The organism is Cytobacillus solani, assembly GCF_006704205.1.
Classification (GTDB): domain Bacteria; phylum Bacillota; class Bacilli; order Bacillales; family Cytobacillaceae; genus Cytobacillus; species Cytobacillus solani.
In genome coordinates, this window is the sequence record NZ_CP041305.1 from 2613330 (window position 1) to 2637471 (window position 24142).

A 24142-nucleotide genomic window follows, 5' to 3' on the forward strand; every position below is an offset into this window, starting at 1 on the left:
GCTGCCACTTCGGACAACAACTTCATTTTTAACTCTCATTCTAAGAGGTCCAATATCCATTTTTTTAAATCAACAATACGTAAATTATCTATGCTTTTATTGGTTCCTGTAACAATAATAGGAGTAAGAGAGTCATTTTTATGCATCGAACCATGGGCACCTCCACCTGTATGTTCAGGAGAACTTTCTCCAATAAATTCATAACCAGGTTTGGCATCTACTATTAGAAACTCTCCTTTTTGTGAATGTAATGCACCGTACAATCTAGCTAATCCATCAGGATAATCACCATACTTTATTTGATTGTTATTTTTTATAGTCAAATCAAGAATTGAGCTATTTCCTTTTATAGACCAAGTTTGATTATAAGCATCTTTAAAAGCTCCTTCGGGTTTGAATTGAAATACCCCATCCTTATCCCATGACTTCACTTGAATCATGTTGTTTTCCTTCCATGCAATCCATGCGATACGTTCATCTGCTAACAACCTACTTGCAATATCTTGCAGAGAAAAATCTTCACTGATCTTATAAATATATGCCATTCGTTCATTTGCTGTAATAACAAGTTCATCATTATTACGTACAGGCTCATTAAGTTTTAAAATATTGTAGTTCGAAAGAGCTTCTCTTAAATCAATTAAAGCTTCATTTTTGTTTTTTTTAACTGAAGATTGCTTGCTGTCTCCGATGATAATCCAAATCATATTTTCTAGCGCACTTTCCCAAGTTGGAAAAACATTTAATATTTCTTGTAAATTCTTATCAAGTTCTTCAATGCCTTCAGTCGTCTTAGGTCCTTTTCTATGAACTTCATGATCATTTACTGGAAAGTACATGATCGTGAATTCGGGAAGTATGTTCTTTTCTAAAAGATATTTTAATTCTTGCGCTGCAAATGCATCATTAAGCCCTAACCGATTTAATAAATGTATATTTTTTTCGTCTTGACGAATAAATGCACCCACTGACAATCGCTTCGGTCCAAAGGTTTTGTATGTATTCGGCAATGCAGTAGTCTTCGCTAAGACCTTTGGAATCTTCAGCGTGTGCTCATAATTTCTGCGATAAATGATAGAGTTAATAGAAGCTGTTTGTTTTCCCCTTTTGTCTAATACTTCGTGAATGGTCTCCACATTAGGGCTGAGGTCCACATTATTAAATTGGTACAATGAGTCTTCAGTAAACTGAGTAACCCCAATCTTCATCATTTCGAAAAGACCATTTCCATAATTTATAGTACGTTTTTCATCTCCGTCATACCATACAAGACCTGGAATTTTATGTTTATCAGGGTAAGTACCGGTTATTAATGAGCTGTCAATTGTAACTGACATTGTTGGATAGGAGCTGACTAAGTATTTATTATATTGGCCATGTTTTACAAAAAAATCCAAGGCAGGTGCCTTCTTCTCTTCAATCACTTTCTTTAAAGGTTCATCCATTAATGAATCAATGATAAGAAGAACAATTTTAGGGGAGGTTTTGTTATTCATTTGAATAGCCATAGGGTTATTTTGATCTTCGTTATTTTTATAAGCAGAGCAGCCAATTAATAGGATGGAAAGAAATACGATAAAAATTGAGCGAAACCCCATCATCATTCCACCTTCATATGTATATTTTCATATGTTCTTTATTTTCTACGATTTCTTTCATTTCTATGAATTATTATTTACGGTGAATAAGGTATATCGTTAACAAACAATTCGAAAAAGATTTTTTCTTTATCTTATAGTCGGAGTTTATTGGAAGAGGTATTAGTTTATTAAAACCAGAATATATTTATAGCACTCTAGACTAAGGGTAAGGTGGTATTGGAATGGATAAAAGAGTTCTATTTGACTTTGAAATTGAGTTTACTAATGGGGGAGGAGTTCAAGGGCAGGAATTCCGCCTTGATATTGATGGAGAGGACATATCTGACGAAGAGTTAGCTAGGTATATTGTAGAAGATATGAGGTTGCTAATGGTTGGCAAAGTAAGGATTCTTAACAAGAAAATTATTAACGAAAAACATAAACGAAGACCTGCTGATGAGAAATAATATTTTTTGAAGTGTAAGCCGCCAAACTTAAGTGACTTTTCTTTTTATGGGCGATTTTTTTAAAATTTATAATACTAAAGAGAAACATTTCTGTAATTACTCAAACCTATTTTTGTAATGCAATATGAAATAATCAAACATTATTATAATAAATTGTTATTATCAAATAGAAAACCGTTATTTTGAACTATCCTTTTTCAAAATAACGGCTTTATTAATTATTGCTAATATAAGGAATTCAAATGGGGTTTAATCAATCTTTATTTTACAGCTATAGTAACGGGACAGTTTTCTTTAACTAGGATAAAATAAAATGTGGTAAAATATGGTTATAGCATTAGGGATACGGTTATTGATTTTAGAATTACGTTGTAAGTTTATACACAATTAAAGGGGAATTAAGATGAAAATACGTTTAGTGAAAGGGTCAGACTACTATGTAATATCTCCACTAATCAATAAGTGGTGGGGAGGAAGGCAAATGTCAGATATGTTACCGAAATTATTCTTTGACCATTTTACAAATACAAGTTTCGTTGTTGAAAAGGAAGGAGAAATTGTAGGTTTCCTAATCGGCTTCCTTTCTCAATCTTATTCTAATGAGGCGTATATTCACTTTATTGGAGTTCACCCTGATTATAGAAGACATAACATCGGAAAAAAATTATACAACGAATTTTTTAATAAAGTTAAACAAAATGGTTGCAAAATTGTCCGTTGTGTAACGTCTCCTGTCAACAAAGTTTCGATTGCTTATCATACTAAGATGGGGTTTGTAATTGAAAAGGGAGATAAAACAATTAATGGTGTTTCCGTCAATACTGATTATGATGGACCAAATCAAGATAGAGTATTATTTGTGAAAGAGTTAGTTTAATTAATAAACCTTCTTATTCTATTAAATGGCTCGATACTTCAATAAAGAATATTGCTTTTTTCTTTTTCCATTAACGAAGCAGGTTTGTTAAAGAACCGAAACATTCCTATCTTTATAAAAAGCTGAAACTCTATATTAAGGTTTAGAAGTGATTATAAAATTTTATACTTAAATAACAAGGCAGAATACTAACAGAAGGAGAAATAGACTTATGCCAGAAAAAAATGATTCATTTCGTGAAATGAATTTAAAAGATAAGACGGCAACAGTTGCAGGAATAACATTGCTCATTATCCTTGTGTTAGGTTTTGTATTGGGACTTTATTTCTTTGGACTGGCAGGGATTTTTAAACTGCTCGGTGTTCATTATAAATCTATTTGGTCATTGGTTGTTTTTGTTGTCAGTTTTTTTATTCTAGGCATCATTTTCGAATTGTTTTCCAAAACAATTTTTAAGCTGTCCGTCCGAAATATAACAAGGGAAATATGGGTCTTTTTCATCCGAATCAGTTTTGAAGTCACAACAAACTGGCTAGTCTTGTTTACAGTGGATGAGTTTATGCATAGTATTACACTTTCATGGAAAACAGAGATAATTATTGCATTGTTAATTGCCCTAATTGAAATTGCTTTTGATAGTGATAAGGATTAAGCTGCCAATAGTGATTGACTTGTATCTTTCCTATCTTGATGGTTAGCTAGCATTTATTTGGTATAGATAGTTTCCTTGTATTGAAAATAACGGAAGTTTAGTGAAAGAAAAATTAATTATTTATAAGATGGAGATCATACTTTAATTATTCCATTATCAGGCACTTCAATGAAATAACTATAGGGCACATATTATACATGAATAATATGTGCCCTTTTTTATTTTTTAATTTAGGTCTTCATAAAAGAATAATTAAATGGATACTTTTTACTATAATAAACAGGTTTGTATGGTGTTTTCGATTAAACTTTTTTCAAAGCACCAACTATGTGTCCTTCCTCCTCTTGTTTTGGCAAAATTGGGTGATTAGACTTGGAGAAAACTAAAACTACAAAAGCTATGAGAGGATAAGACAAAAACTTAAAAAGATGTAAGTTAATAAAAATGATTGATCATTTGGCCAATATTTTAGTTACTCTTAATATAATTCTCCTTACTATTGAAAATAGGATTTTTATGATCCGGAAGGTACCATTCAGTAGCAATAGCTATCTGCTGTTCGCTAAAGAGCTTTTTTAACTCTTCCATAAAGACTCCCCTGGTCATGTCACAGGAGGGACTGCTTTGAATGCCTAGAATACCAGTGATTTGATAGTCGCATTTTTTGTATTCCGTCAATTGTTCGAGAACTGGCAATAAAATTTTTCGACAGTGCTGACGATATTCTTCATTATCATATTCCTCATAAGTCATAGATGGACGTTCTAATCCTAAAAATGTGAATTCGGGACAGGGCAGCTGTATAACCCCTAGTCCTTCCTTTTGAATCCAATCTAATACTGTAGGGATTGCACCAAAACTCCGTGCTTCCCCTTCTATGACCGTGTTTTGATTAAAAATGCAATGGGATACGAGCAGAATTTTTTTATTACGCTGCATGGCGGTCATTTCCTTTATATATTTTTTGGAACATTGGTAATTTGATAACGATAAACATGACTAATAAACAAGTAATAATTTTATCTACAAAGTTGCCGGTGATTCTTGATATAAAGGTAGAAGCAAAAATACTTTCACCAGCAGCTCTCATCCATAAAACGATAACATCCATCCCGCTTCCATCTAAACCGCCAAAGACAGCTACAGCAATAGGGGTTCCTATTAGTGGTGCAATAATAGAAAGAAGAATTCCTGTTATAAGTGCAATATACCATTTGGTGAAATTGAATTTTCTTGCCATGAGTCCAACTACAATTGCAATTGCAACATTAACTAATCCGAAAAAGAAAGCTGTTGGGCTTGTTGTAACCCCCAAAACAACATTTGTTAACAAACCGGTTAAAGCCCCCCACCAAGGCCCAAATAGAACGGCCATTAATACTGTTCCGATTGTATCAAGAAATAAAAGTGGGATTTTCATAGCTGAAATAATTGTTCCTAATATAACATTCATAGCAATACATAAAGCACCATAATTTAAAATAACAGTTTTTCTATTACTCATATAAACTTCCTTTCTAATTCTATTGATAAGCAACTAATTAATATCACTTTAACTAAAAAGTTAGAATGACATTTATCACAAATGTGTTATTTATCGAAAATAACTATTAGTTATTATCGATTTTATAGATAAAACAAATAATGATTCACGTCCTGTAATTCCAATCGTTTTTATGAAAAACAATATTTCATTCGTTAGAAGAGAAATTCCCAAAAAGGAAGGGCACTTGGTAAAATAGTTATTTTATAACATGAAATTATATAGAAGAGTCATCTTTCTGTTTATGCAGTAATAGAAAAGGAGTTAGGAAGAGTCATCGGCGCAGCTGGATTTAATGTCCTAACAACATTAAATGAAGTTGAATTAATTTTTCATTTTGCGAAAAATGCGTGGGGGAAAGGTTAGGCCAGAGAAGCTGCAGCAGCATGTGTTCATTTTGCGAAAATGAACCCGAAAGTAATGAAAATTTACGCCTCAGCTGATCCAAAAAATACAGGTTCATTGAAAATCTTAGAGAAAATTGGATTTAAGTATAAAGGAATGAAATGGTTTGAGGATACGAACCAGGAAGAGGCATATTATGAAATCCAGGTAAGTTAGAAAAAGGGTTGTCTGCAATTATTAAATTGGGGCAGCCTTTTTTCAATGTAAGTATGAATGAAAAATAAACTCATAGTGCCAATAAAAATACTTATGATAAACGATACGAGTGCAGGTAGTTTTTTTTATAAAAGAGGCGATAAGTAAAGTAAAAGAAGAGCTGCTTAGACTAATGTATAAATGGATCTAAAACCAAAAAAAGAAAAGGAAAAATGAAATTTTCATAATTATTACATATATTCCACACATTTATTAGATACACTCACAAAGTGAACCAGCATGAAAGCGAGGATAGTAATGAAATGAAAAGAATGATTTTTACAATGTTTCTCCTCGTTTTAGGGTTTTGCTTGCCTGATGGAGCCGAAGCAGCAAGTACATTGCAATCTAAAATTGATGCAGCCTCAAAGGGTACTACTATTGAAATAAGGGAGGGGGAGTATAACGAAACAGTGAATATTTCTAAGCCCATAACCTTAATAGGAAAGGGGAAAGTCCTGCTGCGCTCTTGTGAGGAAGAGCCGGTCATTGCCATTAGTGGTGAGGGAGTTATTCTCAAAAATATCAAAGTAGAGCACTGCGGTGATAGAAAAGAAGACATGGCTGTTTTTGTAACTGGTTCTAACCATATTTTAGAGGGAATTGATATTGAAACAAGAGGTGCGGGAATAAAACTTGATCGTGCAGCTGACGTGAAGATAGAAGATAGTAAGATTGTTGGCGAAAAGCAAGGAAATGGAATTGATTTATGGAAATCCTTTAGAAACACCATAACAAATATAAAAATTTCTAATGTGGCTGACGGAATTTATTTAGAACAAAGCGAAGAGAATATATTGTTCCAAAATACGATTCAAAATTCACGTTATGGGATGCATCTTATGTTTTCAGACGATAACTTACTTAATGAAAATGTATCTAAAGCTAACTCAACTGGTGCAATGTTGATGGAATCAAATCGAACCGTTGTAAGTAATAACAAGTTGTCCTTTAATAACAATAGTGTTCATGCTCAAGGACTATTACTTTATATGGTTTCTGACACAATGGTAACCGGAAATACAATTATTTCAAATCGAGTAGGTATATATATAGAAGAAGCTGAACGTAATCAAATAGATAATAATACGATTATGGATAATTTTGTAGGGATACAGTTTGAAGATGCAAATGGGAATACGGCTGAAAGGAATACCTTTGTTGGAAATGTTAATAACGCTCAGGCGATAGAAAGTCTTGAGCTCATCATCGTAAAGGGAAAAGCAAAAGAGATCCGGCTTCTAAGCAATAAACTGACGAGTTTAAAAGGTGTCGAATATGGGAAATTTACAGTGGCACCAGTTGACCATGTGTAAACTGACTTCCTCGATAAACAAATAATATTAAAAGCTTGTTGTCTTCTATTAAAAATAATAAGTGCCTGTAACTGCCTGTTATTTGTAGATATCCACTTAGCAAATGACAGGCAGTACGGGCACGTTTTTTTTTATATTATGGTTTCTAACTATTTAATCATTCTTATATACAGTTTTTATAATTCTGGCAAATGGGTATTTCTGTCATAATCATGTTCCATATACTAATCCTCCGCCGTGTATATAGATAATCGTTTTTTCCTTTCTATTTGTTTTAGATCTTATAAATGTTGCTTCTAAGGCAAGAGTTTGAATTTTTCCATATTTTATTGTCATTTTATTGTACATAAAATGGACAGAGTTTCCGTTATAAAGTTGTATCTATAAACTCAAGTAGTCGCAAGCCAATATTAATTTGCAAAAGTTCCTCGGGATTCTCAAAATTAATATTAGCTAGTTTTATAAGCCGTTCAATTCGGTATTTTGCCGTCTTTGGGTGAATGAATAACTCCTCTGCAGTCGTTTTGAAGTTTTGGTTATGATCTAGAAAAACCCTTAATGTCTTATTAAGTTCTGGTTTGGTTTTTTGAATTTCTAATATTTTTTCAGGTACAAATTTTATTAATTCATCAATATTATTTGTTTCCAAAAATAATTGGAAGATTCCTAAGTCCTTGTAGGACACGATTTTATTTTTTTGGCCAGTTAGTTTTAATATCTTTAAAATGTTGTTTGCTTGTTTATTTGCCAAGTGTAAATCAGTTACATTTGATTTGTTGCTGATTCCTATATTAAAGGATAATTGTGAATAATAGGATAAGGAAGTAAAAGAGTTGATGGCTACAGTTATTTTTTCGGAAAATCCTTGATCGTTATCTGAATTACAAATGAGAAAGATAATCTTATCCTTTTTTACCAAACTTACAAATTTGCTCCAACGGATTGAGATATAATTCGATAGGGTATTTAAAATAGATTCAGAATCTTCTCGTTTTACTTTTTTTCTGCTGCTCTCCACCGAAAGGTCAAATATGACGAGATGGATATTGTCTTTCTTGCTAAGATTCAGGAAATGCAATATCTCTGCTAATTCTTCCTCTGTTTGATATCGTGCATAGATTAAATCATTAATGATCTCATTTAAATGACTGAGATTTTGCTGCTGCAATGCATACTTCTTTAGCAGTTCCATTTGAAGAGAACTTACTGTATTTTCTATAGCCATAAAATCATCTTCAGTCGTCTTTTGATTTAATTCATGGATGATTAATCGATAAACATCTGTTCCTAGTGAAGGGATTTCTACCGATAATTGGGAATAGTGTTGAGCTGTAAGATCTGTATGAGAAACTACTTGTCTTTGATATTCAAAATTAGTATAGCGTTTTTTGGCCAGCTTGGTCGATTTACTTACATGAAAGTCACCTAATTCTAGATTTATACTTCTGTATATAATGGAATTATTTTTAAAAAGACTGACAGGATTAGGGATGAGATCCTCTAATAAAGCAAGTATATCTTTTAATCGTGGCTCTCTGAGTGCCATATTCGTGAATTGATTGCTAATCATGTAATAGCGGTCTAGCAGAACTTTATTTTTATTAATTAACGTTTCCATGACACTCAAAATAATGGCTTCGTACCGTGTTTCTTTTTGGATTTTTATCAGGGGGATTTGATTCACATTGCATTCCTCAATGAAATGTGCTGGAATCTTCTTTACTAAACGATCTAATTTAACAATGAAAGCTGCGATCCCTATCGTATTCGCTTTTATAAAAAAATTTTTCGTTTCAGTCAATGAAAGATTTTCAAGCGCAAAGAAACTAGTTAAGCATACTTGTCCAAAGTTCCCCCAAGCTTCAATATCAGGAGCTTCCATAACCATTATCCCAGTCACTTCTTTTTGCAAGCCTTTCATTCCCGCAATTAGCTCGGATTCATATAAAGACTCAAAGTCAAGTATATCTCTAACTGTTAAGGTCATATCTTTACCTCCCATCGAACGTAGAAGTAGTTTTTTATATACTAAACTAAATAAATATAAAAGGAAACTTTTTATCTTTAAATAATAAAAATAGCATTCCATAAATTTAGTCCCTTTGAGATAAAATATACTCCTGACTCTATACATAGCGGATAAAGACGAATGTAATTGACAACGTTTACAATGAAGTTGGGTCATCATAATGAAATCACTCCCTAAAGTTTAGACTTTCCCCCGGATATTTCGTCATACTTTGAGAGTGGTGGTTATAACAATTGATCGATTGTAAACACTGCTTAAGCACTTAGTTTATGATCGATCTCGTATTTACTTCATTCCCTAGATATATACCATTCTAAAAAGAACGGAGGTTTTAGATAGAAAGAAGAAAATAAGCAAGCAATAGTAAGAAATCTTTCATTATGATGAAATTAATATTCTGAACCTTTTTCTTACTCTGTAAAGAAAATATATTTCAGTGGATTAAACAATCAGTTATTATTCTTATCAAACATTAAGAATGGAGGTCTCCAAATGGCATTTAAAAAGCGTAATCTTTATTCAATAACAGCAGCCATCCTATTTATGCTGATATCTGGATATCAAGTATTTGCAGCAGGAGTAGATGAAGTTAAAATTCCAACTCCTACTGGTTTTCAGGCGATTTTAGTCATTGTTCCAATCATTTTGATTATTGTACTTTTATTCATGAAGGTGGACATGCTGGTTGCTGGTTTTGCTGGCGGTGCATTAGCCATGTTAATAGGTGGCATTGGGATTGCACAGGCCAACGAAGAGTTTTTAAAGACCATACCACAAATGCTTTCTAATACTGTTCCAGTTGTAAACTCAGCCATTGCTATGGCTGTATTCGCATCTGGCGGGTATACTGCAGCGTTAAATCTAGTTCGACGTAAAATTGGCAACAAGAATGAGTACATGGCTGCCTTTATTGTCATTCTACAAGCTGCTGCAACGTATATGTCTGGTGTTGGCGGCGGTACGGCTATGGTAATTGCGCCATTAGCGTTTGCAGCCGTAGGTGCAATTCCTGAATTGATTGCAGCTATGTCTATAGCTACAGCTGTAGCATTTACGACTTCACCAGCATCTCTTGAATCAAGCGTTGTCTCTAAGTTATCTGGTATTCCAGTTGCTGAGTACGTTGGAACAATGAGATGGGTTACATTGCTATTTGCAGTGATCGCAGTAGTGTTAGCTTTCTATGGCGCGAAGAAGAGGGGCAGCTTGTTCGTCAGCGAAGAAAGTGAAGAATATGCTGCGATGAGCAATGGTCAATTATTTAAAATTACGATTCCTGCGATTTTCATGCTATTAGCGATTATTGTCGGACCATTTATTAATAAGGCGTTAGACTATTCACTCATTAACCCTCTTGTTTATACAATTGGTACTGTCGCATTAATTTTCATTTGTACTAAATTTAACTTAAACCAGACTACAAATTCTTTAATTGATGGATCTATTTATATTCTTACGAGATTATTTCAAGTCGGTATTTTCCTAGCGTTTATCAACCTTATTAGTAATACTGGAGCATTCCAAGTTATTGCTAGTGCGGCTGGAAATGCTCCAACTGCATTAGTTGTTCCTGCTGCTGTGTTAGCGGGTGTTTTAATTGGGATCCCTGCGGGAGCATTTGTTGGTTCTATCCTAGGATTAGTCCTGCCGATCGCTGTTTCATTAGGTTTCTCACCTTTAGCAATAGGCTTTGTCACAATTGGTGTTGGATTGGGAAGTCAATTAAGTTTTGTTAACATAACCATGCAAGCATTATCTGCTGGTTTCAAACTTCCTATTATAGAAGTAGTAAAAGGCAATGGTAAATGGGTTGGATCTGCAATAGCATTACTTCTTGTATTATCATTTATTTTATCTTAATAACCTTAAAATGGAGGGAATTAATATGGATATCTTAATCAAAAAGGCACGACTTGAAGAAGGTGCAGAGTTACAAGATGTAGCAATTAAAGATGGCAAAATAGCAGCTATTGGGCATGCGATTGATGCAGATGCGAAGCAAGTAATCGAAGCAAATGGCAAGGTATTGGTTCCTGGATTTATTGAAGGGCATATTCACTTGGACAAAGCATTAATTGCTGACCGCCTTCCAAATAAATCTGGAACATTAAAGGAAGCCATTGAGGTTACTGCAAAGTTAAAACCAACATTTACAAAAGAAGATATATTAGATCGTGCACAACGTACAATTGAAATGTTAATCGTAAACGGTACAACTCATATTCGTACTCATGCTGAATTTGATCCTTCACAAGGCTTCACAGGATTTGAAGCGATCATGGAATTAAAGGAAAAATATAAGAGTTTTATCGATATGCAAGTTGTTGCATTCCCGCAAGAAGGAATTTTTAAAGCACCAGGAACAGAAGAAATGATGTTTCAGGCAATGGAAGCCGGTGCAGATGTAGTGGGGGGAATTCCATATAATGATTCTCCTGCAAAAGAACATATTGATTTGGTATTTGAAATTGCTAAAAAATATGGCAAACCAATTGATTTTCACCAAGACTTCAAAGACGATCCAGAAGGGATGACAATTGAATATATTTGTGAAAAAACAATTGCTGAAGGTTATGAAGGACAAGTTTCACTAGGTCACGTAACGGCATTAGGAGCAGTTCCTAAAAAACAATTAGAACCAATTATTGAAGGTCTAGCCAAAGCCCAAATTAGTATTATGTCTTTACCAGCTACTGATTTGCATATGGGTGGACGTAATGATGAATATAATGTTAGACGCGGTCTTACGCCAATTCGTGCGTTACGTGATGGTGGAGTAAATATGTGTATCGCTACAAATAATATTCGTAATGCGTTTACTCCTTATGGAACAGGCGATCTTGTTCAAACAGCCATGCTAGCCATTCCTACAGCACACTTGGGAGGTGCAGCAGATTTACCGACTGTTTTACCAATGATCACAACGAACCCAGCTAAGGCTCTTGGTATAAAAGATTATGGGATTGAAGTTGGACACACTGCTAACCTTGTTTTACTAGATACAGAATCTGTTACAAACGCGATCATCGATCTGCCAACACGATTGTTCGTTATTAAAAATGGACGAGTTACAGTAAAGACTGAAAAGATTGTAACAGTTTATCGATAATAAAATGACGAGTCCCTATTTGTTGCCTGAACATTTAGGGGCTTTTTTTACACTCAAGCCTTTTCATTTAAATTTCAATGAATCTATTACAGCAAGTTTTTATCTATAAGAGATAACATACGATTGTCTATTTTATCTTCATGTAGCGATGGAAACACTTACAGTCAACTTTATAATTAATACGAGAAAAGGAAAGGGGAATATTTTTATGCTGCACACAATTATTAAAGAAAATAGTTATCAAGATTCCATCAATTTGATGTTATTAACGAATTCTGTTAATGGTTTAGACGGAGTAAATAAAAGTTCCATCATGATGGGAACGGACGCAAATAAAGATATTTTTAGAAATTCCGGATTACTTACACCTGAAGCAGAATCTGCAAAAGGGAATGATATGGTAATTGTTGTTGATACAGATGACGATGCTGTTATGAATCTGGTATTAGCAGAAACGGATCGTTTTCTAAATGACCTATCTGTAACAAAAGAGTCAGGCGGATTAAAGAGTGTGAAAAATTGGAAGGATGCCCTAGAAGCACTTCCTGATGCAAACTTAGCCCTATTCTCTATCCCTGGAGAATACGCTGCGGATGAAATTGAAAAAGCACTAGACTATAATCTTAATGTTTTCTCTTTCAGTGATAATATTTCTATTGCTGATGAAGTAAGACTTAAGAAAAAAGCGCATGAAAAAGGTCTATTGCTAATGGGACCTGACTGTGGAACAGGTATTATTTCAGGTATTCCAATGGCGTTTACAAATGTAGTAAACAAAGGAAATATAGGTATTGTTGGAGCTTCGGGAACAGGTATTCAAGAAGTAACAGCTATGATAGACAAATTAGGCGGCGGTGTTGTTCACGCAATCGGGACAGGCGGCCGTGATTTAAGTGATAAAGTGGGAGCAATTACAGTGAAGGATGCCATTGTTGGCCTAGAGCATCATGACGCCACTGAAGTGATTGTGGTCATTTCTAAGCCACCTGCTCCACAGGTAAGAAACGAAGTTGTCCAATTGCTTCACGATGTAAGCAAGCCGGTGGTAGCGATTTTCCTTGGAGAAAAACCTGATCACCACGAAGGCAGTGTGTACCTTGCACACACATTAGAGGAAACAGCAAGAATCGCTGTGGATCTGGCGAACGGACAGTCTGTGAAATCAAATTATTACGAGCCTGCTGCTCATCATGTAGAAAATCCTCTGCCAGCGGGTAAGACAGTCAAAGGACTATATTCAGGCGGTACATTAGCTGCAGAAGCAGGTATGTTAATTTCTGAATCATTAGAATTAGGCGGATTGGTTAAAGAAGAGGGATTTATCTTAAAGTCTCATGGTTTTGAAGTCATGGACCTTGGAGATGACATCTACACACAAGGTAAACCACATCCGATGATGGACCCTGAAGTTAGAATGAACAAAATTAAAGAATATTCAGTAGATCCTTCTACTGGCGTGATTCTGCTAGATTGTGTATTAGGATATGGAAGTCATCCAGATATGGCACAAGCATTAGCTCCGGCAATTAAAGAAGCCATTGCAGTGGCTAAAGCAGGTGGAAGAGACTTGCATTTTGTAGGGACTGTTGTAGGGACAAAACAGGATCCACAGGACTTCAATCAAGCTGTTGCAACATTAGAAGAAGCAGGTGTTATTGTTGAAGAGAGCAATGCAAAAGCTGTTCAATTAGCACTTAAATTTATGGGTAAAGAATTAGTTGAAGCAGATAAGCAAGTGATTCCTTACAGCAAAGAGAAAAATCCTTTACCTGCACTTAGCTCAGCTGTTGATGAAATGCTAAATACGATGCCTCGGGTAATCAATGTTGGTCTTGAAAGCTTTAATGAACCAATTATTAAATATGGTGGTCAAAGTCTTCAATTCAATTGGAAGCCTGTTGCAGGAGGAAATAAGAAGTTAATCAAGATCTTAAATGCTTTACGTAAAAAAGAAGAAGAAATCAATGCTTCAAATGAAAAGGTGATTGATAGAATCAAGAATTCTCAACCATTCCTTGTAGATGTAGTATCTGCAAAATCAGTTATTCCAGAACTAAATGGAAAAGTATTGCTTCATGCAGGCCCACCAATTACTTGGGATGAAATGACTGGTCCAATGCAAGGTTCATGTATCGGGGCATCATTATTTGAAGGCTGGGCATCTACGGAAGAAGAAGCAAGAAAACAACTTGAATCTGGAGAAGTTACTTTCATGCCATGTCATCATGTTCATGCTGTTGGACCGATGGGCGGTATTACTTCAGCGAATATGGCTGTGCTAGTTGTAGAAAACAAAGTAGATGGCACGGTTGGTTACTGCACAATGAACGAAGGAATCGGTAAAGTTCTGCGTTTCGGAGCATATTCCCAAGAAGTAGTCGATCGCCTACACTGGATGGCAAATGTTTTAGGACCAGTTTTAAGTCAAGCTATAAAACTTAAAGGTGACGGAATCAACCTAAATGTTATGATTGCAAAGGCCATTACAATGGGAGACGAATTCCATCAAAGAAACATTGCGGGATCTCTAGTATTCCTAAAAGAAATCAGTCCTTCTATTGTTAAGCTGGATATTGAAGACAGCACGAAGGAAGAAGTGATTCAATTCTTGGCAGATACGGATCAGTTCTTCTTAAATATCATGATGGCGACAAGTAAAGCAATCATGGACCATGCGAGAAAGATAGAAAGTGGTACAGTTGTTACCACATTAACTAGAAACGGTAAAAACTTTGGTGTTCGTATTAGCGGAATGGGGGATCAATGGTTTACTGCCCCTGTTAACACACCAAAAGGATTATATTTTACAGGATACTCAGAAGAAGATGGAAATCCTGATATCGGTGATAGCGCCATTACTGAAACAGTCGGCGTCGGCGGTATGGCAATGGTAGCTGCACCAGGTGTTACTAGATTTGTTGGTGCTGGCGGCTTTGAGGATGCATTAAGGGTATCTAATGAAATGGCGGAAATCAGTATTTCACATAACCCTAACTGGAGTATTCCAACTTGGGACTTCAAGGGAACTTGTTTAGGAATTGATATAAGAAAAGTTGTGGAAACAGGCATTACACCAATCATTAATACCGGTATTGCCCATAAAAAAGCTGGAGTAGGACAAATCGGTGCTGGAACAGTAAGAGCTCCTCTAGCATGTTTTGAAAAAGCGTTAGAAGCGTATGCAGAAAAACTAGGAATCACAGTTGAATAATGATTTCTAATTCCTTAGAAATTGAATATGGGGTAAAGAGCAATTATTTACCCCATATTTTATATGAAAATTCTGTTGGGAACATTCACAGTGTTTTTCAAACCAGCTTTAATCTTGTATTTCATGACCAATTAGTGCATGTCGGGTCTTTAGGGACACCAGTGTCCGCATTTGGGGTCAATATTCCGGGAAACAGCCTTCAACAGCTGTTAAACAGAATTTCAGCAGGAAATTCTGTTCGATATGAAGATGGAAAAATCATGATTGATACATCAAATCATGAGGTGAAGATCAAACTGGATAAGCTTTCGGAAGTAGATTTGCGGTTAAGTCATCTTCCAATCGATAGGGTGGATGTAAAAAACAATGAAATATTTAGACTAATCAATCAAATTGACTTCCTTGGGGATTCAGGTGTTATTCAATCTGCCAAAGAATTATCCTTGCTAAATGAATTCATCTCTGCACAGTCAGATCATAAGAAGGTTATCAAAGTCATTATAGAACATTTTTTTGGCAGAGGAATTGGTTTGACTCCAAGCGGTGATGATTTTATTTCCGGTCTGATTATGGTAGAGTCATGCTTTTCAGATGATTCATCTTGTAGAGAAGAGCTGAGTGAGTTCTTAAGTAGGCATTCTTCAACCACTGATGTTAGTCGCAGTTACTACCAATGCCTGCTGAATGGCTATGTTAGTGAAAGTTTTAAGCATTTACTAAACAATTTATCTGGAACGGTTGAAATTGCTAAAGCCAGAAGACTTGTGAAAAACGTAACAAACTACGGTCATACTTCAGGGATCGATACTTTATTTGGTATCCAAGTCGCATTAAAGAAGCTGATGCAGAAATAAAAATTTGAGGAGTGTTATATAGATGGGAAAAAAAATCGTCGTTGCACTAGGCGGGAATGCAATCTTAACTGATGACCCCACTGCACTGGGACAACAAAAGGTATTAAAGGAAACAGCTGAAAAACTAGTAGCATTAGTAAAGCAAGGACATGAATTAGTAATCAGTCATGGAAATGGACCACAAGTTGGAAACTTGTTAAACCAGCAAATGACTGCTGACTCTGAAATAAATCCTGCATTGCCATTAGATTCCTGTGTTGCCATGACTCAAGGCAGTATTGGATTTTGGCTGCAAAATGCTATGAATGAAGCGCTTAAAGAGGAAAATATTGATAAACAGACGGCTTCAATTATTACTCAATGCTTAGTTGATAAAGATGATCCTGCTTTTATGAATCCTACAAAACCAGTTGGGCCTTTTTTAACAGAAGAGGAAGCAAAAACCGTTGCGGAAAAAGATGGGTCCGTTTATATAGAAGATGCTGGCAGAGGATGGCGTAAGGTAGTTGCTTCACCAAAGCCGCTTGAAATTATTGAATACCCGATAGTAGAAAACCTTGTGAAAAATGGATTTATTACAATTTCAGCCGGCGGCGGCGGAATTCCAGTTATTAAAACAGAAGAAGGAATCAAAGGTGTTGAAGCAGTAATTGATAAGGATTTCGCTGCGGCAAAACTAGCTGAACTTGTGAAGGCAGATTACTTGATTATTCTTACTGGTGTTGATTATGTGTTTATTAACTATGGTAAAGAAAATCAGAAAAAACTTGAGGACGTTACTCTTACTGAATTGAAGGAATATATCAATCAAAATCAGTTTGCAGCAGGAAGTATGCTGCCAAAAGTTGAAGCTGTTGTTAATTTCTTGGAAAATAGTCCAAATGCAAAGGCAGTTATTACTTCATTAGATAATATCGCAAATCTCAAAGATGAGCTAACTGGGACAGTCGTAAAGAATAACAATTATTTAGAGAATGCCATTTAGTTTGTCATACTATAATAAGAGTTCTAAAAGTAGAGTAGTAGTTTAGAAATGAATTTTTTATCATGCTTTTTTATGGGACTGGAGAAATATCTAATTGTGTAGTCTCCAGTTCTTTTTCTTTACAAAAATATTTAAAGTAAAAGCCGCTAAATAGATTGTAAATCTGAAAAAAATAAATTAATATGATCCAGACACTCTTATAAGATCTAGGAGAAAAAATATGAAAATAAGAATGAACATAACCACTCAGATTATTCTAGCGACTATTCTTGGCGTATTATTTGGTGGATTCTTCGGAAAATTCATGACATCCATTGATGTCTTTGGAAATATATTTTTACGGTTGATTCAAATGTCCATTGTTTTATTAGTCATGGGACAGATTATTGAAGCAGTTGGTGGGTTAAATCCAAGGAAATTAGGAAAATTAGGATTTAAAACGGTCATTGTTTTTATCACTTCATCTTTCCTGGCTGCCTTATTTGGTATGGTAATAGGAGTGTTATTTAAAATAGGGAAAGGAATTGATTCCACTCTACTCTCGGACAATCCACTGCCAGAAATGGGTACAGCAAGCTCTATAGAAGATACGATTCTTAATTTTTTTCCTACAAATATAATTAACTCTATGGCGCAAGGATCGATTGTTCAAGTTATTATTTTTGCCATCATTTTTGGACTGGCATTAAGTTATGTCAGGTTAGATGACAAAGAAAACAAAATATTTCAAGGAACAGTACAGTTTAATTCAGTCATCTTAAAATTGGTTACCTTAATTATGAAGATTGCACCAGTGGGAATATTTTTTATAATAGCCTCTACTATCGGAAATATGGGTTTGCAAGTTTTACTTCCATTGGCAAAGTACTTATTAATTTATTGTTTGGCCACTTTTATATTTCTATTTATGTGGTTTCTATTTGTTTCCTTATACTGTAAAGTAAGTATGGTTAAATTAATCAAGAATATGGCTCCAATGTCTATTATGGCTTTAACTACTACATCTTCTGCTGTTACTCTGCCAATTGCTTTAAAGGATGCGAAGGAGAAACTTGGAATAAGTGAAAGAATTACAAAATTAGTCCTTCCATTAGGAATGTCACTCAATAGTAACGGGTCAGCTATGCATATGGCAATTACATTAGTCACAATTTCACAGATTGCTGGAATTTCATATTCAGGTGGAGAATACTTTTATCTTGTTATTTTAGCAACATTAGCTTCCCTCGCAAATGCTGTAGTACCAGGTGCGGGATTAGTATCATTGTCTATTGTCGTTCCACAATTGGGATTGCCAATTGAGAGTATCGCCCTATTTGCTGGAGTAGAATGGTTTGTTGGCATGCTGCGCACGATTTTAAATGTTGATTCAGATACTTTAAGCGCATTTATTATTGCTAAAAGTGAAAATGAAATCGATTATAAAATTTTCAATCAATAAATGGCTTAATTTAAACGTTTATCATTCTAAGTAATTTATTGATTTCCATACTATAAAAGGCAGGTACCGACTCTTTATTAGGCTAAGGAAAATATATTCTCGCCTGAAAGTTAAAGAAATGAGCGTTACGTCATAAATTTAACATCTACATAAAAAATGTGGATGTTTTTTTTTGTTGACCTTAACGATTTATGATGCATCTCAATATTTTTGTACAAAAAATGTAAAAAGGCATTTACTAAAATAATAGGGGCAAATGTGTAATTTGTTAATGTTAAATATATCTAGACATCAATCCCACTTATTATTCCCAATCACGTTTAATTGAAAGAAAAAGAAAATAATATAAAAATGAATAGAAAGAATATTCAAATGGATGGCGAAAATTATTCAAAAGTGGATGGGTCAATTCCTTTTCATTTATTTTATACTGATTACTTAAATGTAGTGGAAGTAAATCATTTTTTATAGAGGTGGACGATGACGATGAAAATATTAATTGCCTTTGTCTTTATTATTTTGATAATCGCCTTGGTTGGGACTTTAATGGTAACGCGGAAGACGGATGAAAAATATAGCGAAACGACGAAAAAAAATACGATTAATTTAACGTTCATATATGTTGCGGTTATTTTTTTGTCTATTATCGCCCTTGGTGTGTACATTAGCTTTTTCGCTTAAAGGAGTTCGCTGCAACATTATATGGATCAGGAGAATTCAATACGTGATCTAATTATCGTTATAATAGATAAAAGTAACGAAAATTAGATCACAATTTTGAATGAAAAGAGATGGAATGAAATGGACTGGAATCTTGATCGAAAGTCTAAAAAACCGATATATAAACAAATTGCTGAATATATTGAAAATGGAATTGCTGATGGGACCTTTCCGCCAGATAAACCTCTTCCATCGGAGAGATACTTAGCGAAAGAGCTAAATATCAATAGGAGTACAGTTGTAGCTGCATATGATGAGATTGAATCAAATGGTTTAGTTCAACGAATTCGCGGAAGTGGCACGATGATAAGTCAGGATATATGGGGGATAACAAAAAAACGTATCCCTAGTTGGAACAGATACATAGAAGCCGGTTCATTTTTGCCAAATTTGCCGCTCACCCAAAGAATACGTAAAGAGATGGAAGAGCAGAAACTAATCAATTTAGCGAGCGGTGAATTATCAGAGGATCTCTTTCCGACGAATGCATTAAGGGAGATTACGTCCACTCGCTCTTTTATCGGCCGGTTAGGTTATGATCATCCTCAGGGGAATGCAGGATTAAGGACGACTATTGCAAAGCATGTGAAGGAGTTCCGGGAGATTGAAACAAATCCCTCCTCTATTCTAATTACTTCTGGGGCACAACAAGCTTTACATCTAGTCGTTCAATGTTTGTTAAAGCCTGGGGATGCTGTGTTAATAGAAGACCCATCCTATCATTACAATCTTCCGATATTTCAAACAGCAGGTATAAAAACGTACTATTTACCGGTTAATGATCAGGGGATAGACACTGATGAGTTAATAGCGTTACATAAAAAACATCGCATTAGAATGATATTTTTAAATCCAGCTTTTCAAAATCCAACAGGCACTTTACTAAAAACGAGTCAGCAGAAAGCTATTTTGGAAATATCCTCTGAACATGGAATACCTGTAGTGGAAGATGATCCGTATAGTTTAACGTCTTTTAACGGCGAAGGAGTTTCAACATTAAAGTCGATGGATACGCATGGAAATGTCCTATATATTAGTTCTTTATCGAAGGTTGTTGCTTCGGGTCTTAGAATTGGCTGGATTATTGGTCCAAGATCGGTAATAGAAAGATTATCTGATGCCAAACAGCAAATTGATTTTGGACATGCGAGCTTTACTCAATGGATCGCTAACGATTTTTTAGAATCCGCACATTTTCATTCGCATATTCAGAAATTAGTGAAGGAATTAGAGAAGCGGCGGAATCAAATTGTCTCTAGCCTTAATTACTATTTAAAAGATCAAGTGGAATATACGATTCCTCAAGGTGGAATCCATATTTGGTGTAAATTAAAAAGAGACGTTGATGAAATGAAGTTATTGGAACATGCGATTAATCGGGGAGTCATTTACGTACCTGGAGTTACAATGGGATCCCGAAAAGGGTATGTGCGATTCACTTTTGCAAGAGAAAATGAGAAGGCTATCGATGAAGGAATCAAGCGCTTTGCAGGTGCACTAAATGCTGCCAAATAAAAAGAGAATCATGATTGCGTTCATGATTCTCTTTTTTTACTATATATTCTTTATTAATATATCATCAATAACCATATTTCTAGTTCTATTCTGTTTGTCTCATACAATATTCCATTGCCTGGTTAATCCATTGCTGTTCATCTTCTGTGAATGGGGAAGGGGTCATGTTTTCAAGTTCCTGAATATCGAGTTCTTCGACGTTTGCATCAGCTAGTTTTTGAATCAAATCTTCACCAAGAAATGCAAAAGATGCTTCAATATATGTTTTAATCATTTCTTGTACTTTTGGATCCTCAACAGGTTTGCCGTAAAGCTGTTTTACTTCCTTAGCTAATTGAATAAAGGTTTGATCTAAGGTGGTTTTCTCTTCTTCCGTTTTTTTCGACAATTCTTCTACAATATCCGCTTGCATGTGCCGTTCCATCCATTCCTTTTGTATATATTCTGTTTGCATGCTATGGATGAGGCTGAATAAGATGGCACTATCTACTTCCCCTTCTTCCTCTAGTAACTTAGTAATTCTCTTAATTGCCGCCATTGATAGTTCGATTTTTTCTTTTTCTTTTTCTAATGCTTGTAAATGGAGAGATAACGTTTCATTTAAATCATTAGTAAAACTCGATTCATGTAATAAGTGAAGGATTTTATCCAGACTATACCCAAGAAACTTTAGACTTACGATTTTCTGCAAGGTGAGGATATCTTGGTGATTGTAAATGCGATGTCCTGACGTTGGATTCTTTTCTGGCTGTAAAAGACCGATTTCGTCATAGTAATGCAAAGTACGAATGGAGATTCCTGTTTTTTCTGAAAATTCACCTATGGAAAACTTATTATTTTCTTTCATCTAAATTCCTCCCATAAAAAAGTATAGGTTCATTATAAAACCTGACGTGGCTGTAGGTTCAAGTGGGAAAGTGAAACAAGAATCAATTTAATGTTTCACTTAGCCGAAGCAAGCACTTTTAATCACAATTAGTGCTTTGCCATTCCATCCACTGAGAAAAAAATATTAATTGCCCTTAAAGTATGAAACTAGTTTTCACCTATAGAAATGTTAGTTAGAAGATTTATTAATTGACTTTATATAAAAATATAGAATAAAATAGGAAAAAAATTTAATTAAAGTACTGTAATTACAGTACATTGATTAAAGTATTATTAATGCAATCAATAGCAAATGGTGCCACGATTACACGTGAAATGATGTACATGCCATATGAATGGATGAGCTACATTTCACCAATGTATTACTCAGTACAGGCATACTTCGCAAATCTATACGGCAGTGTTAGTCCAAGTCCCTATATTTGGTCAATGGCTGCAGTTGGTGCAGTTGCGATGTTCATTAATATTGCTATCGTCACCTTTTTGCATAAACCAATGCCAGTTGAGGAAGTAGAGGTAAAGACCGAAACAGAAGATGTAAAGAATACAGCTGAAGTCACAGCTTAGTTTTGCTAAAATAAGAGGAAACTCTTCTTGAAGGAGCATAGAGTATGTCCATTCAAATTTTTATATTGAGCAAACTGATGGAGGATAATAATTATCCATATAAATTAAAAAAACAGCTTTCAGAGCCTATTCCCTTGGATGAATTAGGCGGGCTGACAGAAAGTAAACTGTACTATCATTTTGCTTCATTAGCTAAAAAAGGTTTAATTGAGCCGGTTGAAATTATAAAAGAAGAGCACCGGCCAGATAAGCAAGTATTTGCGATTACGGATAAAGGTCGTGAAGCACTTCCGAAATTAATCTACAAAATGTTTGAACAGGCAGAAGGCATTAAGGATATGGTCGTTGGCTTAGCAAACATGAAATATGTGGATCGTGATCAAGTAGTAGAAATACTGGAAAAAAAATTAAAAACTATCAAGGATGGCTGGGAGAGAATTAGTCATTTTGAGCAGGTGAAGACAGGCAAGGAGTCCGAGACAATAAGAGAGTTTTTGAGCGGCTATCTTTCAACTAAAACAGAGCACACAATAGAATGGCTTGAAAGATTAATTATTCACATTAAACAAGGGGAAATATAATGGCGATCGTACAACCGAATGTAGTGAAATGAGCCGAAGTGCGTATCTAATAATTATCTTTATAAAAATAGAAGCTATGTGAAAACTACTATTCACATAGCTTTTGTCTGTCTTATTATGTCACTTGATGTGTGAGGAAAAAAACGTAAATCAATCAGTTAATTCGGCTCCACATGAACATGTACATCATAAACCCCGTAATCCTTCATCATGACTTTTTCAACATGGGTAGTGATATCATGCGCTTCTTTAATATCCAATGTGGAATTTACAAGAATGACAACATCTATGACCTCATTATTCCCGTAATATCTTCCTTTAATTTCTTTTATTCCTTTCACGCCATCTACTTTTGTGATTACTTCCTGATAGAGTTGAATTTTCTTTTCATCAAATCCATCTGAAAGCTCATGAGAAGCTTGTTTAAAGATGTCCCAGGCTGTTTTGCAAATTAATAGTCCGACAATAATAGCAGTTATTGTATCCAGCAAGGGCATCTTTAATTGAGACCCGAGTATGCCTACGGCTGTTCCTATACTCACCCACGCATCTGAAAGGTTATCTTTTGCCGCTGCCATAACGGCTTTGCTATTAATTTGATTAGCTAACCTTTTGTTGTAAAGGTACACAACATACATAGCTAGTGCAGAAAAAATACCTACATAAGCCGCCATAATATCGGGTGTTTCTTTTTCTCCTTGAAACATAGAGGTGATCGCATCGATCAACACTTCCAGACCTACTGCAGCCATAATAAATGAGGCAACCATTGAGGCAATCGTTTCACTTTTCCAATGTCCATACCGATGATCTTTATCAGGCGGTCTTTGTGATAACTTCAGTCCGATGAGTACGGCAATCGATGCAATGATATCGGTTGTATTGTTAAGCCCATCTGCTTTTAGAGCAGCAGAGCCACTCATATAGGCAATGACTAATTTTATGATAGAAAGGCAGATATAAGCGAGAATACTAATGATTGCCCCGCGTTCTCCTAATTTTAGATCTTTATATTTTTGCTCTTCCATTTTCTTTGCCCCCCATTAACCCTTGACCATGATACAACTTAAAATAGGGGTGGGTCTAGAGCAACCTTTTTGTACTATTTTATATAAGTAAGTGAGAGGCAAGTAAGTTGCGTTTGGGAAAAATCTATATGGTAAAAAATAATTGCAATATGCAAATTATTAATATATATTTATAATTA

Annotated in this window: 21 protein-coding genes and 1 pseudogene; 16 read left to right on the plus strand and 6 right to left on the minus strand. The window is 35.0% G+C overall.

Annotated elements, in window-relative coordinates; genetic code table 11:
- Positions 1-35: 35 nt before the first annotated feature.
- A complete protein-coding gene (locus tag FI644_RS13070; RefSeq protein ID WP_142108473.1) occupies positions 36-1598 on the minus strand; it encodes an alkaline phosphatase family protein in 1563 nt (520 codons plus the stop codon).
- Between the two features lie 224 nt (positions 1599-1822).
- On the opposite strand from FI644_RS13070, the gene FI644_RS13075 reads away from it, so the two are divergent.
- From FI644_RS13075 to FI644_RS13085, 3 genes are all read left to right on the plus strand, one after another.
- A complete protein-coding gene (locus FI644_RS13075; RefSeq protein WP_053477685.1) occupies positions 1823-2047 on the plus strand; it encodes a hypothetical protein in 225 nt (74 codons plus the stop codon).
- A gap of 403 nt (positions 2048-2450) precedes the next feature.
- On the plus strand, positions 2451-2924 hold the full coding sequence (locus FI644_RS13080; RefSeq protein WP_056686290.1) for a GNAT family N-acetyltransferase: 474 nt from the start codon (positions 2451-2453) through the stop codon (positions 2922-2924).
- A gap of 211 nt (positions 2925-3135) precedes the next feature.
- On the plus strand, positions 3136-3576 hold the full coding sequence (locus FI644_RS13085; protein ID WP_053477687.1) for a YrvL family regulatory protein: 441 nt from the start codon (positions 3136-3138) through the stop codon (positions 3574-3576).
- Positions 3577-4044: 468 nt separating this feature from the next.
- Here the strand turns inward: FI644_RS13085 and FI644_RS13090 are convergent, their stop codons facing one another.
- Complete coding sequence (locus FI644_RS13090) at positions 4045-4515, minus strand: CD3072 family TudS-related putative desulfidase (RefSeq protein ID WP_142108474.1); 471 nt, start codon at positions 4513-4515, stop codon at positions 4045-4047.
- Positions 4505-5080 carry a CD3073 family putative ECF transporter S component gene (locus FI644_RS13100; RefSeq protein ID WP_056686288.1) on the minus strand — a complete coding sequence of 192 codons (576 nt, stop codon included), beginning with the start codon at positions 5078-5080 and terminating at the stop codon, positions 4505-4507. Before FI644_RS13100 ends, FI644_RS13090 begins: the two co-directional genes overlap by 11 nt.
- Positions 5081-5539: 459 nt before the next feature.
- Between FI644_RS13100 and FI644_RS13105 the strand changes: the two genes are divergently transcribed.
- Both FI644_RS13105 and FI644_RS13110 read left to right on the plus strand, forming a co-directional pair.
- The gene (locus tag FI644_RS13105) at positions 5540-5680 is read left to right on the plus strand and encodes a GNAT family N-acetyltransferase (RefSeq protein WP_246066931.1); all 141 of its coding nucleotides are present in this window, start codon (positions 5540-5542) and stop codon (positions 5678-5680) included.
- 302 nt (positions 5681-5982) lie between these two features.
- Positions 5983-7035, plus strand: a complete 1053-nt coding sequence (locus tag FI644_RS13110; protein WP_142108476.1) for a NosD domain-containing protein — start codon at positions 5983-5985, stop codon at positions 7033-7035.
- Between the two features lie 367 nt (positions 7036-7402).
- Here FI644_RS13110 and FI644_RS13115 read toward each other — a convergent pair whose 3' ends face one another.
- Positions 7403-9022 (minus strand): PucR family transcriptional regulator, encoded by a 1620-nt coding sequence (locus tag FI644_RS13115; RefSeq protein ID WP_181758119.1) that lies wholly within the window; start codon positions 9020-9022, stop codon positions 7403-7405.
- A 534-nt stretch (positions 9023-9556) separates the two neighbouring features.
- Between FI644_RS13115 and FI644_RS13120 the strand changes: the two genes are divergently transcribed.
- The 9 genes and pseudogenes from FI644_RS13120 to pdxR all read left to right on the plus strand — a co-directional run bounded on the left by FI644_RS13120 (position 9557) and on the right by pdxR (position 20899).
- Positions 9557-10924 carry a hypothetical protein gene (locus FI644_RS13120; RefSeq protein WP_053477692.1) on the plus strand — a complete coding sequence of 456 codons (1368 nt, stop codon included), beginning with the start codon at positions 9557-9559 and terminating at the stop codon, positions 10922-10924.
- Between the two features lie 25 nt (positions 10925-10949).
- Positions 10950-12173 carry an amidohydrolase family protein gene (locus tag FI644_RS13125; RefSeq protein WP_053477693.1) on the plus strand — a complete coding sequence of 408 codons (1224 nt, stop codon included), beginning with the start codon at positions 10950-10952 and terminating at the stop codon, positions 12171-12173.
- 259 nt (positions 12174-12432) lie between these two features.
- A pseudogene (gene fdrA, locus FI644_RS26845) lies at positions 12433-14055 on the plus strand (acyl-CoA synthetase FdrA); the annotation flags it as partial.
- Positions 14056-14133: 78 nt separating this feature from the next.
- Positions 14134-15384, plus strand: coding sequence for a YlbE family protein (locus tag FI644_RS26850; protein WP_380000472.1), 1251 nt, complete (start codon positions 14134-14136; stop codon positions 15382-15384).
- Positions 15384-16238 (plus strand): oxamate carbamoyltransferase subunit AllH family protein, encoded by an 855-nt coding sequence (locus FI644_RS13135; RefSeq protein WP_142108479.1) that lies wholly within the window; start codon positions 15384-15386, stop codon positions 16236-16238. Before FI644_RS26850 ends, FI644_RS13135 begins: the two co-directional genes overlap by 1 nt.
- 22 nt (positions 16239-16260) lie before the next feature.
- Positions 16261-17223: a carbamate kinase gene (gene arcC / locus FI644_RS13140; RefSeq protein ID WP_053477695.1), complete on the plus strand. Its 963-nt coding sequence runs from the start codon at positions 16261-16263 to the stop codon at positions 17221-17223.
- 220 nt (positions 17224-17443) lie between these two features.
- Positions 17444-18664 (plus strand): dicarboxylate/amino acid:cation symporter, encoded by a 1221-nt coding sequence (locus tag FI644_RS13145; protein ID WP_053477696.1) that lies wholly within the window; start codon positions 17444-17446, stop codon positions 18662-18664.
- A 480-nt stretch (positions 18665-19144) separates the two neighbouring features.
- On the plus strand, positions 19145-19345 hold the full coding sequence (locus tag FI644_RS13150; protein ID WP_246066932.1) for a hypothetical protein: 201 nt from the start codon (positions 19145-19147) through the stop codon (positions 19343-19345).
- 120 nt (positions 19346-19465) lie between these two features.
- Positions 19466-20899: a MocR-like pyridoxine biosynthesis transcription factor PdxR gene (gene pdxR, locus FI644_RS13155; protein WP_142108480.1), complete on the plus strand. Its 1434-nt coding sequence runs from the start codon at positions 19466-19468 to the stop codon at positions 20897-20899.
- Positions 20900-20984: 85 nt separating this feature from the next.
- On the opposite strand, the gene FI644_RS13160 is transcribed toward pdxR, so the two are convergent.
- Positions 20985-21746, minus strand: a complete 762-nt coding sequence (locus FI644_RS13160; protein WP_056686255.1) for a MerR family transcriptional regulator — start codon at positions 21744-21746, stop codon at positions 20985-20987.
- Between the two features lie 317 nt (positions 21747-22063).
- Here FI644_RS13160 and FI644_RS13165 point away from each other — a divergent pair, with 317 nt between their 5' ends.
- Both FI644_RS13165 and FI644_RS13170 read left to right on the plus strand, forming a co-directional pair.
- Positions 22064-22354, plus strand: a complete 291-nt coding sequence (locus tag FI644_RS13165; RefSeq protein WP_142108481.1) for a hypothetical protein — start codon at positions 22064-22066, stop codon at positions 22352-22354.
- Between the two features lie 44 nt (positions 22355-22398).
- Entirely contained in the window at positions 22399-22935 is a 537-nt protein-coding gene (locus tag FI644_RS13170) for a PadR family transcriptional regulator (RefSeq protein ID WP_142108482.1), read from the plus strand.
- Positions 22936-23093: 158 nt separating this feature from the next.
- Here the strand turns inward: FI644_RS13170 and FI644_RS13175 are convergent, their stop codons facing one another.
- Entirely contained in the window at positions 23094-23963 is an 870-nt protein-coding gene (locus FI644_RS13175; protein ID WP_056686249.1) for a cation diffusion facilitator family transporter, read from the minus strand.
- Between the last annotated feature and the right edge of the window lie 179 nt (positions 23964-24142).